The following is a 19,469-nucleotide window of genomic DNA, read 5'->3' as shown; positions in this document are numbered from 1 at the left end:
CAAAGACAACAAGTATTCTAGTATGAAAAGACTGACTCCATATAGCTGGCTGATTCTGATTATATTCTCCTCCTGTCTGACTGGTAATAAAGTAGCAAGTACTGATAAACAGATAGAAAGTTTATTATCACAAATGACTTTGGAAGAGAAAATTGGAATGTTGCACAGTAACACGATGTTTTCAAGTACCGGTGTTCCAAGGCTTGGCATCCCCGACCTGCACTACTCCGACGGACCTCACGGAGTAAGATTTGAGGGAGTAGCCAATGGGTGGGAATCCGCCCGATGGGATAACGACGCATGTAGCTATCTACCTGCATTAAGCGCCTTAGCATCTACTTGGAACCGTGATCTGGCACAGCTATATGGAGAAGTTCTTGGAGCTGAATGTAAAGCACGCGGTAAGCATGTGAGCCTGGCTCCGGGAGTCAACATTCACCGTTCCTTACTCAATGGACGTAATTGGGAATATTTCAGCGAGGATCCTTTCTTCTCCGGTGAACTGGCTGTTCCATATATACAAGGAGTACAGTCACAGGGAGTAGCCTCTTGTGTGAAGCATTTTGCTCTGAATAGCCAGGCATACAACCAGTACAAAGTGAGTGTAGAAGTAGACGAACGCACCTTACACGAAATTTATCTTCCGGCTTTTGAAGCTGCCATACAACGAGGTGGAGCCATGGCAGCCATGGCGGCATATAACAAGGTTCGAGGGTTGTGGTGTACGGAAAGTCCTTATCTTCTTGATACTTTACTTCGTGATGAACTAGGATTTGACGGATTAGTCGTATCGGACTGGAATGCAGTCCATAACACAGAGCGAACAGCTCTGTGCGGTATGGATGTCGAAATGGGAACAAGCATCAAAGAAAATGGGAAATATGCTTTCAATAAATATTATTTGGCCGATCCTTTATTGAAGAAAGTACGTAATGGAGAGATTCCGGAAGAAGCCGTCAACAAAAAAGTACGTAATATTCTGAAATTGATGATTCGACTTGATTTAATAGGACAAGTTCCTTATGACACTACAGGTATGGCAGCCAAACTTGCAATACCTGCCCATACTAAGGCTGCCAGAGAAATAGCGGAGGAATCATTGGTATTATTGAAGAATTCCAAAGATATGCTACCACTAGACCCGGCACAATACAAGAATGTCGCAGTGATTGGCGCAAATGCAACCGAAGTATTTGCAGCAGGAGGTGGCAGTACAAAACTTAAAGCTAAATATGAAGTTACTCCTTTGGAAGGGCTACAAAATCTTTTAGATGGAAAAGCCCGGATCGAATATGCACCCGGTTATCAATTGAGTAAAAAGGCGTATAAGGTTGGTCATTGGTTCACGAACGAATTTGATAAATCCGATGAAGAGCTATATAAGAAAGCAATCAATACAGCTGCCCAAGCAGAATTGGTTATCTATATAGGTGGAACCTCCCACGAACATGGTTCTGACTGTGAAGGGTACGATAAGCCGAATTTAAAGCTTCCTTACCAACAGGACAGATTATTAAAAGGTATCCTGGAGGTTAATCCCAACACTGTAGTGGTACTAATCTCCGGTGGCCCCGTCGAAATAGGAGAATGGTATAATGATGCTACGGCATTACTGCACGGCAGTTTTCTAGGGATGGAAGGAGGAAATGCACTGGCACGTACATTGTTTGGAGAAGTCAATCCTTCGGGAAAACTGACTACTACCTGGTGTAAGCGTCTGGAAGATATGCCTGATCACGTATTTGGAGAATATCCGGGTATAAACGACACCGTCCGTTTCAAGGAAGGGCTTATGGTCGGCTACCGCTACTTCGATACTTACCGTGTAGTCCCCCAATTTGAATTCGGTTATGGATTATCCTATACCACTTTTACTTATTCAAACATAAAGATGAAACCTGTATGGAAAGACTCGGACACAGAGTTTGCCGTATCATTCACCATTACTAACACGGGAAAACGATATGGCCAGGAAATTGCACAGTTATATTTGCATCAAAACAAATGTTCTGTAGAACGCCCGTTTAAAGAATTAAAAGGGTTCACTAAGGTTGGCTTAAAACCGGGTGAATCCAAACAAGTCACTATCAAGTTACCGCGCCGCGCCTTACAATACTACGATACCGAAAGTAAATGCTGGAAAGACGAACCTGGCATGTTTACAGTATTAATAGGCGCATCGTCACGGGACATCAAATTACAGAAAGATTTCGAACTGAAAAAATAAAAACACATGGAAAACAATAACCTTATAAGCAGCAAAAAGACATACTACATATCAATTGCAATTCTGGCAGGGATGTTCTTTATCTTCGGATTTGTGTCGTGGGTCAATGCCATACTGATTCCATACTTCCGCATATCCTGTGAACTGACACATTTCGAATCCTACTTTGTCGCCTTTGCATTTTATATCGCCTACTTTGTAATGGCTATCCCCTCGGGAGTACTTCTCAAGAAAGTGGGATTCAAGCGAGGTATTATGTATGGTTTTATGCTTACCGCCTTAGGAGCTTTCTTATTTGTTCCGGCAGCATTAGCCCGTCAATTCGAGATATTCCTGGCCGGTCTATTTTCCATCGGCACCGGATTAGCCATATTGCAAACTGCCGCTAATCCTTATGTCACCATTATCGGTCCTATTGATAGTGCCGCCAGACGAATCAGTATTATGGGAATATGCAATAAATTCGCAGGTATCGTCTCACCACTCATATTTGCTGCATTGATATTAAATGTTACCGACAAGGAGCTTTTTGCCACTATAGAATCGGGGACTTTAGACATAGCCACAAAGAACGCTATGCTTGACGAATTAATACAACGCGTCATTGTGCCTTATGCTGTTCTAGGCGTTATTTTACTGTTTACCGGTATCGGTATCCGTTACTCCATTCTGCCTGAAATCAACACAGACGAAGAAAACAGCACGGAAGATACAGGTAGCCACCATCACACCAGAAAAAGTATTTTCGACTTTCCTTACCTTATCTTGGGAGCAGTGGCTATATTTCTTCATGTAGGAACACAAGTTATCGCAATTGATACAATCATCAATTATGCCAATTCGATGGGTATGGACCTGCTCGAAGCTAAAACATTTCCCTCATATACATTGGCCTGTACTATGATTGGTTATCTGCTGGGGATCCTGTTAATACCCAAATATGTTTCACAAAAAAATGCACTTATAGGTTGTACCATCATCGGATTACTCCTTTCATTCGGAGTTGTATTTGCAGATTTTGAAGTAACTCTGTTCGGTCATCATGCCAATGCCTCCATTTTCTTTCTGAACGCATTGGGTTTCCCGAATGCTTTAATCTACGCAGGTATCTGGCCACTTTCCATTCATGGACTAGGGAAATTCACCAAAACCGGTTCCTCTCTTCTTATCATGGGATTATGTGGCAATGCCATTCTGCCTCTGATATATGGTCATCTGGCAGATATGTATAGTCTGCGTTTCGGTTATTGGGTATTGATTCCCTGTTTTTTATATTTGGTTTTCTTTGCAGTTAAAGGTCATAAAATAGACTCCTGGAAATAAATTAAAAACGAAATAATATGGAAAGACTCATCATAACAAATGGAAAACTCATCCTGCCAACAGGCATAGAAATGGGCCAAACATTGATATGCGAAAATGGAAAAATTGAGCAGATTATTCCCAATGGAAGCTATCAACCGCTCGTCGGTGACAAGGTAATAGACGCCCGTCAGAATTATGTTTCACCAGGATTCATCGACATGCATATCCACGGAGGAGGAGGACATGACTTCATGGATGGTACTGTTGAGGCTTTTCTCGGAGTGGCCGAGACACATGCCAAGTATGGTACTACCGCAATGGTTCCCACCACACTCACCAGCACTAATGAGGAGTTAATGACGACGTTTACCGTATATCGGAAAGCCAAAGAAATGAATATCAATGGTTCGCAGTTTATCGGTTTACATTTGGAAGGACCTTACTTTTCACCGAAACAATGTGGTGCGCAAGACCCGAACTTCCTGAAAAAGCCGCAAGCAGAAGAATATAATGCCATTCTGGAAGCCTCAAAAGATATTATCCGTTGGAGCGTAGCTCCAGAGTTGGAGGGTGCTCTAGCACTAGGGCAAACTCTGCGACAACATCATATTCTGCCCTCCATCGCTCATACCGACGCGATTTATGAAGAAGTTGAGAAAGCCTTTACAGCAGGTTATACACATGTGACCCACCTTTATTCGGCCATGTCATCAGTGACCCGCAAAAATGCTTTCCGCTATGCCGGAGTAGTAGAAGCCGCCTACTTGATTGAAGATATGACAGTGGAGATTATTGCCGATGGCATACATCTTCCGAAACCCCTGCTCCAATTCGTATACAAGTTCAAAGGAGTTGATAAAACAGCCCTCTGCACTGATGCCATGAGAGGAGCGGGTATGCCGGACGGTGAATCGATATTAGGTAGCCTCAACAACGGCCAGAAAGTCATTATCGAAGACGGAGTGGCCAAAATGCCGGATCGGAAAGCTTTTGCCGGTAGTGTTGCAACAACCGACCGGCTGGTTCGAACCATGATATATTTAGCCGGTGTTCCTCTCATTGACGCCGTCCGTATGATGACCCTGACGCCCGCCCGTATTCTTCATATTGACAAAGAAAAAGGTTCTTTAGAAATCGGTAAGGATGCCGACATAGTCATTTTTGATAATCAAATAAATATAAATAATACAATATTAAAAGGCCATGTTATCTATACTAAATGAAACTAAGACCAAAGTTTTTCAGCAGGAACAATTAACAGTTCGAATTTTCCCGTCCATTCAAGAGATGGGCAGTGTAGCCGCAAAAGAAGTCGGCGACCAAATTTGTCGCTTATTGGAAAGCAAACCGGAAATAAATATGATTTTCGCCGCTGCCCCCTCACAAAATGAGTTTTTGAGTCATCTGATTCATGACAAACGCATCGACTGGACCAGAATAAACGCTTTTCATATGGATGAATACATCGGTATACATCCGGAAGCCCCACAAAGTTTTGGACATTTCCTTAGAATTCGTATCTTTGACAAAGTTCCTTTCAAGAAAGTCAACTATCTGAATGGTCTGGCGGAAAACCTTGAAGAGGAATGTCAGCGATATGCAGACTTGCTGACTAAGCATCCGGTTGACATCGTTTGTCTGGGAATTGGAGAAAATGGGCATATTGCTTTCAATGATCCGGATGTAGCAGACTTTAATGATCCCAAACTTGTGAAAGTAGTTGAACTGGACCCAATATGTCGCCAACAGCAAGTCAATGAAAAATGCTTCAAGACACTAGACTTAGTACCCAAAGAAGCTTTAACACTCACGATACCGGCTTTGCTAAAAGCTGAATGGATGTTTTGTATCGTCCCGTTCAAAAATAAAGCTCAAGCAGTCTATCAGACTGTTTATGGTGAAGTTTCAGAAAAATGTCCGGCCAGCATATTGCGAAGAAAAGAAAATTCTTCATTATATTTGGACCCGGAAAGTGCAGAAAGAATTAATTTATAAAGGATTATGAAAAACAGAATCTCACTTCTTCTTATACTACTGGCTATCAGCTTCAGTATACACGCACAAAAAGTTATGCGGATCGGAATTATTGGTCTGGACACATCCCATTCCACCGCTTTCACCGAACTGATTAATAGTGGTTCGGATGAGACCTTTTCCAAAGGTTTTAGGGTAGTAGCAGCGTATCCGTACGGTTCAAAGACTATTCAATCCAGTTACGAACGAATCCCCGGATACATTGAAAAGGTCAAAGCAAATGGCGTGGAAATCACCTCATCAATAGCAGATTTACTGGAAAAAGTAGACTGTGTCCTTTTGGAAACCAATGACGGCAGACTACATTTGGAACAAGCCGTCGAGGTATTCAAATCAGGTAAGATATGCTATATTGACAAACCTATCGGAGCTACTTTAGGAGATGCAATCGCTATTTATGAAATGGCAGAAAAATACAATGCGCCTGTTTTTTCCTCTTCTGCTCTTAGATTTACTCCTCAAAACCAGAAATTAAGAAATGGAGAATTTGGCAAAATCCTTGGAGCCGATTGTTATTCTCCTCACAAAGTGGAACCAACGCATCCGGATTTCGGTTTCTATGGTATTCATGGAGTAGAAACATTATACACAATTATGGGGACAGGATGCGAATCAGTCAACCGGATGTCTTCAGATAGAGGGGATATAGTAGTAGGACGATGGAAAGATGGTAGAATCGGAACTTTCAGAGCGATTATAAAAGGACCGCAAATTTATGGTGGAACTGCCTATACTTCAAAAGGAGCAGTAGCCGCAGGAGGTTACCAAGGTTATAAAGCGCTTCTTGAGCAGATTCTTAAATACTTTCAAACAGGAATTTCACCTATCTCCAAAGAAGAGACAATCGAAATATTCACTTTCATGAAAGCATCCAATATGAGTAAAACAGAGAATGGAAGAATTGTCACATTGGAAGAAGCTTATCAAAAAGGTTGGAAAGATGCCCGAAAACTAATCAAAACTTATAAAAAGTAAGAGAATGAAATCTATATATAAAGGAACTGCCATTATAGCAATTTTATTTATAGTCGTTTCTTGTTCTTTCTCGAAAAAGCAAGCTGCGAATAAGATGGAGACAAATGATCTACCCCAATTGGAAATAGTAGTACTCGATCCCGGACATTTCCATGCCAGCCTGCTTCAAAAAGAGAAATTGACAGATGTCAGTGACACCATCCGGATATATGCCCCCGAAGGAACAGGCGTCAATCAATATCTGGAAAGCATTGATTCTTATAACCAGCGGGCGGAATCTCCTACGACATGGAAAAAACAAGTATATACCGGAGATGATTATCTCCAGAAAATGCTTGCCGATCATAAAGGTAATGTAGTAGTATTGGCCGGAAACAATCAGAAAAAGACGCGCTATATCATGGAGTCTATCAAAGCCGGATATCATGTCCTTGCCGATAAGCCACTGGCTATCAATCCACAGGATTTCAAGTTATTGACAGAAGCCTATCAACTCGCCAAAGAAAAGAATCTTCTTTTATACGATCTGATGACGGAACGTTATGATATCCTCAATATCATAGAAAAAGAGCTTTTGCATCAGACGGAATTATTCGGAGATTTACAAAAAGGTTCACCGGACAATCCATCTGTCATAATGGAAAGCGTGCATCATTTTTTCAAGACAGTTTCTGGCAAGCCATTAATTCGCCCGGCATGGTATTACGATGTAGAGCAACAAGGAGAAGGCATTGCAGATGTTACAACACATCTGATCGACCTCATCAACTGGCAATGTTTTCCTGATGAAACGATTCATTATCAATCGGATGTCACCGTGAATGCCGCCAAACACTGGCCAACTCCAATTACATTAGCAGAGTTCAGTCAATCGACACAAATCGATTCTTTTCCCGCTTATCTTAACCGATACATAAAAAACGATGTATTGGAGGTGATGGCAAACGGAAGTCTCAACTATACCGTTAAAGGGATTTGTATAGGAATGAAAGTCACATGGAATTATACTCCACCCACTAACGGAGGAGATACATTTACTTCCATAAAGAAAGGAAGTAAAGCCACTTTAAAAATCGTTCAGGATGAAAAAAATGGATTTGTAAAAGAGCTATATATACAGAAAGAACCGGACATTGACAATCGGACATTTGAAGCTCAATTGCAAAAAACAGTGGAACAGCTTCAAATAACTTATCCGTTCTTATCTGTCAAAAACAAAAAGAATGGAACTTATCTGATTGACATACCACAGGAAAAACGATTAGGACACGAAGAACATTTCAGCAAAGTGGCAAAGGCTTTCCTGCATTATGTACACAATCAGGATATGCCGGAATGGGAAAATGAAAATACACTAGCTAAATATTACATTACTACTACTGCTGTAGAAATGGCAAAGAAAGGAAACAAATAAACAAAACAATAGGTGTTAGAAACAAGATGCAAATATTATGAAAATGAAGCCATGTTTCATGGCTTCATTCCTCATATCATGGGGACCCGATTCGATATCCTGCTCATTCATTCCGATATCGACCGATTGAATACACTTTGGGCAGATATCGCCTATGAGCTGGAGCGATTGGATAAAATATTAAATCGTTTTGATCCTCATAGTGAAGTTTCCAAGATTAATAATCATGCTTCTCAAAGCAAGATTCAAATCAGTAAAGAGATGAAATCAATCTTACAGCTTTGCTCATACTATTATGAGACCACTTCACACTTATTCGACATTACATTAAAAGATTTCTCCCAAATACAACTTCATGAACATTCATATATCTCCTTTACATCTCCTGATATTTCACTTGATTTTGGAGGTTTTGCCAAAGGATATGCTTTGAAGAAAATAAGAAAATTCATTGAACAGGAGAATATTAGTAATGCATTTGCTAATTTTGGAAACAGTTCGATCCTGGGTATAGGACATCATCCTTATGGAGATTGTTGGGAAGTCAGTTTTCTGAACCCGTACAATCAGTCTCTTCTAAAAGAATTCGATCTGCAGGATACAGCATTATCCACTTCCGGCAATACGTTACAATATACCGGACACATTATGAATCCGCTTACAGGCATATTTAATAAACAACGAAAAGCAAGTTCTATCCTGTCCCCCGACCCGTTGGAAGCCGAAATTCTTAGTACGGTCTGGATGATTGCCAATGAACAGGAACAAAAAAAGATTTCAGAAAAGTTCAATAATATACAAGCAACCCTATACAATTTATGATATGAAAGAACATAAAGAAAAAGGAGTAGACTTAGGACTCAGACAATTCATCAAAAGCCTGGGATATGTTGCCGGAGGAACCGCATTATTGGCGACCACTCCTTGGCTGACTTCCTGTACTCCGGAGAAACTACAAGAGATCAAGCATGAGAAAGCACGAATCGCTTTGATTGGTACCGGGTCCAGAGGACAATACCACATCCATAACCTCAAAGAAATACCTCATGCACAAATTGTTGCCGTATGTGATAATTATGCCCCCAATCTTCAACAAGCATTAGAACTTTGTCCGGATGCAAAGCCATATACGGATTACCGCAAACTACTGGAATCGAAGGACATCGATGGAGTCATCATATCCACACCACTAAACTGGCATGCACCTATTGTATTGGACGCATTAGCTGCCGGCAAACATGTCTTTTGCGAGAAAGCAATGGCACGTACCCTTGACGAGTGCAAGGCTATCTATGACACTTACAACCAGTCAGACAAAGTCCTCTACTTTTGTATGCAGCGAATGTATGACGAGAAGTACATCAAGGGAATGCAGATGATCCATTCCGGTCTCATCGGAGATGTAGTAGGTCTTCGCTGTCACTGGTTCCGTAATGCAGACTGGCGTCGTCCGGTTCCTTCACCAGAGCTGGAACGCAAAATTAATTGGAGATTATACAAAGAGAGCTCCGGAGGATTAATGACGGAATTAGCATGCCATCAGTTGGAAGTTTGTAACTGGGCAGCCCAAAAAATGCCGGAATCCATTATGGGAATGGGTGACATTGTATACTGGAAAGACGGACGAGAAGTTTATGATAGCGTCAATGTCACTTACAGATACTCGGATGGAGTTAAGATCGCATACGAATCATTGATTTCCAACAAGTTCAACGGAATGGAAGACCAGATTCTGGGAAGTAAAGGAACCATGGAAATGGCAAAAGGTATTTATTATCTGGAAGAAGATCATTCAACTTCGGGTATCCGGCAACTGATTGACCAGGTAAAAGACAAGGTCTTTGCCGCCATCCCGACAGCAGGTCCCAGTTGGCGACCGGAAACAAAAATGGAGTACACACCACACTTTATCATTGATGGAGATATTCACGTAAACAGTGGATTGAGTATGATCGGAGCAGACAAAGACGGTTCGGACATTATCCTGTCTTCTTTCTGCCAGTCGTGTATCACCGGAGAGAAAGCACAGAATGTAGTGGAAGAAGCATATTGTTCAACGGTTCTTTGTTTACTTGGAAATCAGGCAATGGATGAACAACGCCATATCCTCTTCCCCGACGAATATAAAATACCCTATATGAAATTCTAAACTATGAAAGATATTATTATCACCTCAAAAAAGTTGAAACAAGAAAGGAATATCTTTCTTCTAAGTTTCCTGCTTGCATTTATCATCAATGTAATTGCAATCATTATCTATTCCCGCCCATGGATTGAAATAATATCCCAAATCGGGTATGTCATCGTGATTAGTTTTTTCATCTATCTCATATTATGGATTCCCCGAGGAATCCTGATATTCTTGAGTCACCTTTTCCGAAGAAAAAAATAAGAGATTTACGTTTTTTGAAGGAGAATTGACGGAAATACTCATTCACATATTCTAATAACAACCTAATTTTGGAGAAAAATAGATACTATGACAACAAGAAGAGATTTTATCAAAAAAACAGTAGCAGGTACAGCTGCACTCTCATTAGGAAGCATACTTCCAGGATTCGGTTCAAGCCGTTATCAAGATATTCTGGGAGCTAACGAAAAAATACGTATCGGAGTCATTGGAGTAAATTCGAGAGGTAAGGCCCTGGCGCAAGGATTTGCCAAACTTCCAGATTGTGAAGTAACTTACATTTGTGATGTGGACTCAAGAGCATTAGAAAAATGTCAGGCTGCTATCCACAAAATAACCGGACGTACTCCCAAAGGCGAAAAAGACATTCGTAAGATGTTAGAGTCGAACGATTTTGAAGCAGTGGTGATTGCTACCCCTGACCATTGGCATGCCAAAGCAGCCATTATGGCTATGCAGGCCGGAAAGCATGTTTATCTGGAAAAACCGACCAGTCATAATCCGGCAGAAAATGAAATGTTGGTTCGAGCCGCTTTGAAATACAACCGGATTGTTCAAGTGGGTAACCAACGCCGTTCCTTTCCCAATGTAATTAAAGCTATGGAAGAAATAAAATCCGGTTCTATCGGAAAAGTGAGATATGCCAAATCTTGGTATGTCAATAATCGCCCTTCCATTGGAACAGGGAAAGTTGTTCCTGTACCTGATTATCTGGATTGGGATTTATGGCAAGGTCCTGCCCCACGTGTTGCTGATTTCAAAGATAATTTCATCCATTATAACTGGCATTGGTTCTGGAATTGGGGAACAGGTGAAGCGCTCAACAATGGAACTCACTTTGTTGATATACTCCGCTGGGGATTGGGTGTAGATTATCCTACAAAGGTTGATTCTATCGGAGGTCGGTATCGTTTTCAGGACGACTGGCAAACTCCTGACACACAACTTATCACCTTCCAATTTGGTGACGAAGCATCTTTTTCATGGGAAGGACGTAGTTGTAATACGATGCCGGTAGACGGATATGGAGTAGGAACTGCATTTTATGGAGAAACCGGAACTCTCTTCATTGGCGGTGGCAATGAATATAAAATTGCAGATTTAAAAGGTAAAACGATTAAAGAGGTAAAAAGTGATTTAAAATTTGAGACTGGCAATCTGTTGAATCCATCCGAAAAGCTGGATGCCTTCCACTTCCGAAACTGGTTTGATGCCATTCGCAAAGGAACAAAGTTAAATTCCGGAATTGTAGATGCCTGTATCAGTACCCAGTTAGTACAATTAGGTAACATTGCCCAACGTGTCGGACATTCATTACAGATTGATCCGGGAAGCGGACGAATTCTCAACGATTTGGAAGCCAATAAACTTTGGGGAAGAGAGTACGAAAAAGGTTGGGAAATACGGGTTTAAATCAACTTCTCATTAAATTATCAGAGATATGTCATGTATACGACATATCTCTTTCTACTATAAAATCCACCCATTATCATCACACTTCCTTCTCTCCATCTAAAGAAACCACCCCACAAAAAGAGCAAAGAAGCTCCCTAATTGTTCCTTAAAAGTACGGAGAGCCAGTTCTATATGTTTCTCGACAGTACGAATGGAAATACCAAGTTTATCTGCAATCTCCTGATTAGTCAGAGATTTAAAGCGACTAAGGCAAAACACACTCCGGCGTTTAGGTGGCATCGTGTTAATCACACTTTGTACTGCCTCTCGCAATTCACGATAGTCTGTAGTCGGTTCATCTATACTTGAAGGTCGCTCCAATGTCATCATGTCTTCCGTTAACACTACATGAGTATTGTATTTGGCCCGAAGATGATTAAAGACTTCACGTTTGGAGAGTACATAAATATAATTTTTGATTGACATTGTTTCGTCCAGCGCCTCACGGTGTATCCAAATTTTCATAAACACATTCTGAATAATATCTTCCGCTGCCCCTGCATCTTTCAGCATACCTTTGGCAAAAGCAAAAAAGGTAGGATAATAACGATGAAACAAGGTTTCATAGCTCCCCATGTCCCCTTCTCTCAACCGCTGTAACAACAGTTGCTCTTCAGTAGCAGAAGATAAATCAGTTTTATTCATCGTTTTTTCTAAAAAAGATTCTAGTCAACAAAGCTATAAATAATATAGAAGATATACCAAGCCATATTTAAAATCACATCATATTGTAATATGTAAGGGAGAAATAAACAGGGAGTAGCATACTTCTGGTGACAAAACTATGAAATTAATATGAAAAATTCAAGTCTTATTGAAAATAGTGATGATTTTAAAAAAAAGTTCAAATCCGATTACGTACCCCCGTTAGATGATGTGTTCTTCATTATAGAAACGAATCACACATAGCGCGCTATTAACCATTGAATCAATTTATTTAAAGAACATGAGAAATTTTCTACTTTTATTCCTGCTACTCATGCCCGTGATTGGCAGTTGCACCGATGACTATGATGACTCGGCTGCCTGGAAGGACATTGATGGAATCTACAAAGATCTCGATCAACTGAAAGAGAAGCTAAACAGTTTACAACTGCAAGCGAATGCGTTGAGCCAGATTGTGAAAGGAGGAGCCATCACCTCTGTCACAGAAGCTGCTAACGGTGGTTATGTCATTTCTTATAAAGGAAGTGACAATATTGAGCATAGTTTCACCATTGCTACCACTGACCAAATGGTTTCCAGTCCGATTATCGGAATACAAGAAGAAGCCGGAACATATTATTGGACTACTACCACCAAAGGTCAAACGACTTTCCTGCTGGATGCCAACAAACAAAAAATACCGGTATCAGGTAGCGCCCCTCAAATACGAGTGGATGAGAATGGATATTGGATTATTAACGGCCAGCAAATTCTAGACAGCAACCAAAAGCCGATTAAAGCTGAAGGAAAAACAACTTCACTTATTACTAAAGTGGAAATGAACGATAACGGAACTGCTTCAATTACTCTAGGCAACGGAGAAACTCTATCGGTCAATACCTTTACACTATTTAATGTGGAGTTTAAAAATACAGATCAGACTGCCATTTCTCCTATTATTATAGAGGAAGGAACAAAAAACCTTACCTTAAATTATAATATCATTGGGAAAAAGGCAGCACAAGCATTGATGCTCATCACACGCAACGACGATGGATTAGAAGCCAGGTTAAATAGTAGTAATAAAACATTGGTCGTCACCTTCGCTGATGATTTCGAAGAAGGGGTAACAATGATTATGCTTTATGACACTGAAGATAACGTACTGATCAAACCGATGCGCTTCACTTTGCCTATCATTGAAAACGGAGGCATTGCTACTGCAACAGACTTCAAAGCATTTATAGATGCTGTGACCAGTGGAAGTAGTTTGCGTAAATTCAAAGATACGGAAGGAAACGTTATTCTGTTGAACGATATTGATATGAAAGATATCACGTTGACGAGCGGTGCAGGAAGTAATGTAACAAGCAATACGACCAACGCCAATACAAAAGTGGTTTATACAATCGGCGAGCAAACCTTTAACGATGTATTTGATGGTAAAGGACATTCAGTTATTAATCTGACTTTTACATATAATCTTGAAGACGGCAATATTGCCCATGGATTATTCAATGCACTCGGCAGTTCCGGTGTCATCAGGAATTTAGTGATTTCGGGTAATGCCACCATTACAGGTAAAGCTCCGCAAGGAGCTGCTATTGGCGGCTTAGTAGGCTATTGTGAGGGAAGCATACTGGCATGTACCAACCAAATAAATCTATCTTTTGAAGGAACAGACGCTGCTAATGTAGGTGTTCGAATGGGAGGTTTAGCAGGTGTATTATACGGAAATAAAATAGGCGACACAACACAAGCAAACGGTTGCAGCAACGAAGGTAACCTGACGTGCAGCAACATAGTCAACACTGCTTCCGGTGCCTATTCAGCTTTCAACCAAGGAGGTATTGCGGGATATATAGAAAATGATGAGGCTTATATCGGCTACGCAATTAACAAAGGAAATATCAGTGCACCTTCCGGGCGTGGTGGTGGAATTGCAGGAACTCTACAGGAAGGAATTATTGAAAACAGCACTAACGAAGGAGTCATTCAAGATGACGTGAATGGTGTTTTTGTTTCAACTTCCAAACGATATAATGTGAAACGCATCGGCGGACTTGCAGGAGGTATAAATACAGATAAATACCTCAAAAATTGTATTAACAACGGAAATGTCTATTCCCAAAACGGAAGTCGTGCAGGTGGATTTGTCGGACACAATGCCGGATTTGTTCAATCGTGTACAAACAATGGAATCATCTTGTCCGATGCAACTGCTGATGGAGCCAACAAACATGGTGCCGGATGGGCCTGTGGTTATAGTGGCACCAAAAACGGTACGAACTATATCACAGATTGTCATATCGGAGGTAAAGTTGGAGATTACAGTATTTACAAAAATAATCCGGAAGATACTCCGGGAGCAACTTACAGTAACGCTGTCCGTCACGGAGCTTTCTCCAAAGAAGCCAATAATTTCTCTAACCAGGATGAGGCATACTATGACTGGCAGGTGACCGAGGACCGTGAACTAGCATCAGGTATTGTGTACAAACACTACTCCTTTATCAATTTCAATCAAAATATCTATGCTATTGAAATTGACATGAACAACCCCAAAGTTACATTCGAGACAGTCATGGCAGACGAAATTTGCCCAAACCCGAATGGTAATAATAATTCAAATAATGGTAAAGTCCTCCGCGAAACCTTATCGGAGACTTGTACCAGACGAAGAGATGAAGGAAGAAACATTATTGTAGGTATAAATACCGGCTTCTTCAATTCACATGACGGCTTCCCCAGAGGAATGCATATTGAAGAAGGAGAACCGGTATTCATCAATAACCCGTATGTACGTTCTATCTTAACTAATCATGTCTGGGGATTCACCTTCTTTGACAACCGTACGGTTAGCTTCGAAAAAAGAGATTTCACAGGCAAACTGAAAGTTGGTACCAAGGAATATGAATATTATTCAGTCAATGATACTATTGTCCGTTTGAGTGGAAAACCATCATACGATGCAAACTTGTACACCTTCAGGTATGTAAAAGAGCCCCATCCCGGATTAACTAACCCGATAGGAACTAAAGCCCTATTTATCATCGGCAAGAACAACCAACCGCTAAAGGTTAACTCTGGTGATTTTGAAGCCACAATTACTAAAATCATTGACGGACGAGGCACTACAGTAGAAGCCCCATACGTAACAGATAAAAATGAATGGGTACTGCAAGTAACAGGAGACAAAGCTGACGAACTAGTTCAAAACCTAAAAACCGGTGATAAAGTACAAATCAGTGCCGAACTTAAAATAGGCAGTTCTACTAATCCAATCAAAGTACACAACTCCAGTATGTACCGCTATGTATATAATGGCGTATACTCTGCACCTCCTAAAAAAGAAGATGCAGAGACAATCAACCCGACCACCAATCTCGGTATGACACAGGATAAATCAAAGATTGTTATTTTCTGTGTAGACGGAAGGACAGATAGTGACAGAGGACTTGATTTCTACGAAGCTTACCGTGTTTGCAAAAAGTTGGGATTATATGATGTAATCCGTTTCGATGGGGGAGGCTCTACAGTAATGTGGACTTATGAGAATGGTATCGGAAAAGTAATCAATCACGTGTCGGATACGAAAGGTGAGAGAAGTTGTATGAACTATCTGCATGTCAGAGTACTCGAATAATGAATCAAACGAATGTTAATCACTGAATATATGAAAAAGTTTATAAGTATATCATTATTTATATCTGCCTGTTTTCTGGGAAGTTGCAGTTCTTACGACGACGAACGAATCTGGCAGGACCTCAACGAAATAGAAAAGACGATCGGAGATTATGAAGCTCAAGCCGAAACATTGACCAAGCAAATGACTTCACTGTCTAAAGTGATCGGGAGTTCGTTTATCACTTTAATCAGTCAGGATGCCGATGGCAACCACGTAATATCTTACAGTGACGGTGGTGGGGAAACCCACACCGTTACGATCGCTACTCAAGAAGATGCCATCAAACTTCCTATCATCACGGCCAAACAGGATACTGACAGTAAATTCTATTGGGCGCAGACGACTGATAAAGGGAAGACTTATACATTCATTCTCGACGGTGACGGAAAGAAATTTCCGATAGGCGGAACGATGCCTGACGTTAAAATAAACGAGAACGGTTATTGGAGTGTGAATGGCGCCAGCACCGGTGTATTAGCCAATGATTTAAGTAATCTGTTATTCAAATCGGCTTATATAGATGATAAAACAGGAGAAGCCGTATTTATTCTGGCAGACGGTCAGGAATTGCGTATGAGTTTACAAGAGGCACTCGGTATCCGGTTCAACAGTCCGGTTTACAATGCAGTAACAGACTATGCTACTCCGGTTAGTATTCCATATGAAATATATGGTACCCAATCGGAAAATGCATATGTAGACTTGTTTACTGCCTACAATATGGAAGTCAAAATAGATAAAGCCTCTTCCACCCTCATCGCTACCATGAAAGAAGGAGCGACTGAAGGAAATATTCTGTTGCTGGCAAGTGCAGGAAATAATACCGTATTGAAACCGATATACTTCACATACGGTACCGCAATTCTGGACGATCCACTATACCAAGGTCATGTAGGTCCTATCCAACTCAAAGGCACCCAAATGGACATAGAAATGCAGATATCTGCCAACATATTCTATCAGGTCAGTACAGAAAACGAGTGGATCACTTACAAAGGAACCCGTGCATTAATTACAACCACACATGCCTTCACCATTCTGGCTAATGAAACGGGTGACGAACGTTCCGGGAAAATAATATTCTCTAATTCGCTGTATAATATATCTTCAAGTATCGATGTGATACAAGAAGCTAAAGAAGTGGAAGCTAAAGGAGGAATCAGTACTGCTGCCGATCTAGTTAATTTTGCAAAAGCCGTAAATAACGGAACAAGTACCTCCCGCTGGCAGAATGACGCCGGAGAGATAGTATTGTTGAATGATATTGATATGTCATCCGTGACCAGTTGGACACCTATCGGTGATATAAATGCTTCCAACTATACTACGGCCGAGCCCTATGTTTCCATACATCCGTTTACTGGAACTTTCAACGGACAAGGCCATGCTATCAAGAACCTGAATTGTAGTGCAGATATAACAAATGGTGGATTGGCGTATGGTTTATTCGGTTCGATAGAAAATGCGACAGTCAAAAATTTAGTTTTAGGAGATGCCAGTACCACTATAACTTGGATGATGAGCGGAACAGCACCTAAATATACTGTCATAGCTCCTCTTGTCTGCTTCGCCAAAAAATCGGTAATAGAGGGCTGTACCAACTATTATAATATCGACTTCACAGCCGATAATAAATCCGGAGAATTTAACGCACTTTCCGGCCTGGTAGGTACAATTGTCAACACAACCATTGGAGGAAAATCCAAAGCACAAGGTTGTTCCAACAGAGGATTTGTCCGTACAGGACGCATCAGCAATACAGCTAATGGCGGTACAGGTATGCAGACAGCCGGAATCTGCGCCTTCATGGCTAAAGCAGAAGGAGGAAAATTGAATTACTGCACCAACTATGGCGATATCAGTTGTCCGAGCGGAAGAACGGGCGGAATTGTAGCAACACTAATGTATGGTAACATTTACAACTGTGACAACAGAGGAACCATTGAAGATGACAAAGTAGGGCAACATGAAGGCAAAGAAGCGAGTGTGACCTACAATTACAAACGTATGGGTGGAATTGTAGGAGGTACAGACGACCTGAAAACCAAACCGGAATATACAGTAGAGTCCTGCACGAATTACGGAAATGTCATGACTCACCTAAGTGTCCGCACAGGAGGCATCATCGGTCACTCTAACATACAGATTATCGGTTGCGTAAACAAAGGTGCTGTTTTGGGAGATGTATTCACCGAAGGAAATGGGACCAACAGACATGGTCCGGGCTGGTTATGTGGTTATTCTGGTGCTTCCACTGCAACCTGGACCAATTGCAAGGCTTGTGTATGTGGAGGCTATGTCGGTGATTATAGCAAGTATAAGGACGATCCTACTTCTGCACCAGATGCCACTAACCAGAATGCATTTTGTCATGCAAACCAAAATTTCGATCCTAGTATTAATTTCTAAAAGACACAAGATATGAAAAGAATATATTTTGTCTGTTCGGTGCTTCTTTCCCTCCTGCTCACCAGTTGTGGGGATTATGATGACTCTTCGATTCAGAATAAGCTCAATGATTTCAAAGAGCGAATAGCCGCCCTTCAAACCAAAGCGGATAAACTCAATGAAGATATCTCAAAACTGGGATATTTGACGGAAGGAAATGTAATTACCTCTGTTTCCCGAAACTCGGACGGGCAATATGTTATTACCTATAAAGACAACAATAATGAAGAAAAAGCAGTTGTTGTAGCAACCCAGGAAGATGTAATAGAAGCCCCTATACTCGGTGTACGCCTCAACGATGACGACCAGTTGTATTACTGGACCACCACTATTGGCAATGAAACAAACTGGCTCACAGATGATACCGAAAAAAAAGTACCCGTCTGTGGCTATACCCCCGAAATGGGGGTAAATGCCGACGGTTACTGGACAGTCAATGGTGAGATACTCAAGGATAACAAGGGGACTCCTATTACAGCTACAACCGACGAGACGGCCATTTTTAAAAATATTACCAAGACTGATGATGGATATCTCAAAATCACATTGGGTAATGGAGAAACACTCACACTGGAAGTGTTCAGTTCTCTGAATCTCAGGTTAAAAGCAAATGCTGTTACAAAAATAACCGATCTTTCCAGTCCCCTAAAAATTGAATATGAAGTAACGGGAGCATCTGCAGAAGAAGCACTAGTCACTATTGCCCAAGCGGTGAACGTAAAAGCAACAATCGACAAAGAGACTCATACCCTTACTGTAATATTCGAAAACAATTTTGATGAAGGTCATGTGATCATCACAGCTTACGATCTTCAGCATCTTGTACTTCGTCCTCTTTTATTCAAAAAAAATTAATCCTTAAAATGAT

The 19,469-nt window shown here is 41.0% G+C and carries 14 protein-coding genes; 13 read left to right on the top strand and 1 reads right to left on the bottom strand.

Going from position 1 to position 19,469, the window contains the following annotated elements; genetic code table 11:
• The first annotated feature begins 22 nt into the window (after window positions 1–22).
• The 10 genes from KTR06_RS01365 to KTR06_RS01325 all read left to right on the top strand — a co-directional run bounded on the left by KTR06_RS01365 (window position 23) and on the right by KTR06_RS01325 (window position 11,778).
• Entirely contained in the window at window positions 23–2,227 is a 2,205-nt protein-coding gene (locus tag KTR06_RS01365; protein WP_004305152.1) for a beta-glucosidase, read from the top strand.
• Window positions 2,228–2,233: 6 nt separating this feature from the next.
• Window positions 2,234–3,550 (top strand): sugar MFS transporter, encoded by a 1,317-nt coding sequence (locus KTR06_RS01360; protein WP_217289888.1) that lies wholly within the window; start codon window positions 2,234–2,236, stop codon window positions 3,548–3,550.
• A gap of 17 nt (window positions 3,551–3,567) precedes the next feature.
• Window positions 3,568–4,755, top strand: a complete 1,188-nt coding sequence (nagA, locus tag KTR06_RS01355; protein ID WP_217289887.1) for an N-acetylglucosamine-6-phosphate deacetylase — start codon at window positions 3,568–3,570, stop codon at window positions 4,753–4,755.
• Window positions 4,736–5,527, top strand: a complete 792-nt coding sequence (locus tag KTR06_RS01350; RefSeq protein WP_004305159.1) for a glucosamine-6-phosphate deaminase — start codon at window positions 4,736–4,738, stop codon at window positions 5,525–5,527. The genes nagA and KTR06_RS01350 overlap by 20 nt, the downstream gene beginning before the upstream one ends.
• Window positions 5,528–5,533: 6 nt before the next feature.
• A complete protein-coding gene (locus tag KTR06_RS01345; RefSeq protein ID WP_008642906.1) occupies window positions 5,534–6,541 on the top strand; it encodes a Gfo/Idh/MocA family protein in 1,008 nt (335 codons plus the stop codon).
• Window positions 6,542–6,545: 4 nt separating this feature from the next.
• Complete coding sequence (locus KTR06_RS01340) at window positions 6,546–7,955, top strand: putative oxidoreductase C-terminal domain-containing protein (protein ID WP_217289886.1); 1,410 nt, start codon at window positions 6,546–6,548, stop codon at window positions 7,953–7,955.
• A gap of 51 nt (window positions 7,956–8,006) precedes the next feature.
• A complete protein-coding gene (locus KTR06_RS01335; protein ID WP_217289913.1) occupies window positions 8,007–8,777 on the top strand; it encodes an FAD:protein FMN transferase in 771 nt (256 codons plus the stop codon).
• A 1-nt stretch (window position 8,778) separates the two neighbouring features.
• Window positions 8,779–10,104, top strand: a complete 1,326-nt coding sequence (locus tag KTR06_RS01330) for a Gfo/Idh/MocA family protein (RefSeq protein WP_015532228.1) — start codon at window positions 8,779–8,781, stop codon at window positions 10,102–10,104.
• A gap of 3 nt (window positions 10,105–10,107) precedes the next feature.
• Window positions 10,108–10,347, top strand: a complete 240-nt coding sequence (locus KTR06_RS24425; protein ID WP_004299591.1) for a hypothetical protein — start codon at window positions 10,108–10,110, stop codon at window positions 10,345–10,347.
• An 87-nt stretch (window positions 10,348–10,434) separates the two neighbouring features.
• Window positions 10,435–11,778: a Gfo/Idh/MocA family oxidoreductase gene (locus KTR06_RS01325; RefSeq protein WP_004322281.1), complete on the top strand. Its 1,344-nt coding sequence runs from the start codon at window positions 10,435–10,437 to the stop codon at window positions 11,776–11,778.
• A 99-nt stretch (window positions 11,779–11,877) separates the two neighbouring features.
• Here the strand turns inward: KTR06_RS01325 and KTR06_RS01320 are convergent, their stop codons facing one another.
• On the bottom strand, window positions 11,878–12,465 hold the full coding sequence (locus KTR06_RS01320; protein WP_217289885.1) for an RNA polymerase sigma-70 factor: 588 nt from the start codon (window positions 12,463–12,465) through the stop codon (window positions 11,878–11,880).
• Window positions 12,466–12,766: 301 nt separating this feature from the next.
• Between KTR06_RS01320 and KTR06_RS01315 the strand changes: the two genes are divergently transcribed.
• Genes KTR06_RS01315 through KTR06_RS01305 form a run of 3 tightly spaced genes read left to right on the top strand, consistent with a single transcriptional unit; the run spans window position 12,767 to window position 19,456 of the window.
• Window positions 12,767–16,111, top strand: coding sequence for a PL29 family lyase N-terminal domain-containing protein (locus KTR06_RS01315; protein ID WP_217289884.1), 3,345 nt, complete (start codon window positions 12,767–12,769; stop codon window positions 16,109–16,111).
• Between the two features lie 30 nt (window positions 16,112–16,141).
• Window positions 16,142–18,562, top strand: a complete 2,421-nt coding sequence (locus KTR06_RS01310; RefSeq protein ID WP_254306386.1) for a PL29 family lyase N-terminal domain-containing protein — start codon at window positions 16,142–16,144, stop codon at window positions 18,560–18,562.
• 12 nt (window positions 18,563–18,574) lie between these two features.
• On the top strand, window positions 18,575–19,456 hold the full coding sequence (locus tag KTR06_RS01305) for a PL29 family lyase N-terminal domain-containing protein (protein WP_217289882.1): 882 nt from the start codon (window positions 18,575–18,577) through the stop codon (window positions 19,454–19,456).
• Window positions 19,457–19,469: the final 13 nt, after the last annotated feature.

This window comes from Bacteroides sp. MSK.20.12 (assembly GCF_019052435.1).
GTDB lineage: Bacteria > Bacteroidota > Bacteroidia > Bacteroidales > Bacteroidaceae > Bacteroides > Bacteroides xylanisolvens.
The sequence above is the reverse complement of the archived record's forward strand: the minus strand, read 5'-3'. Positions and strand labels throughout refer to the sequence as shown.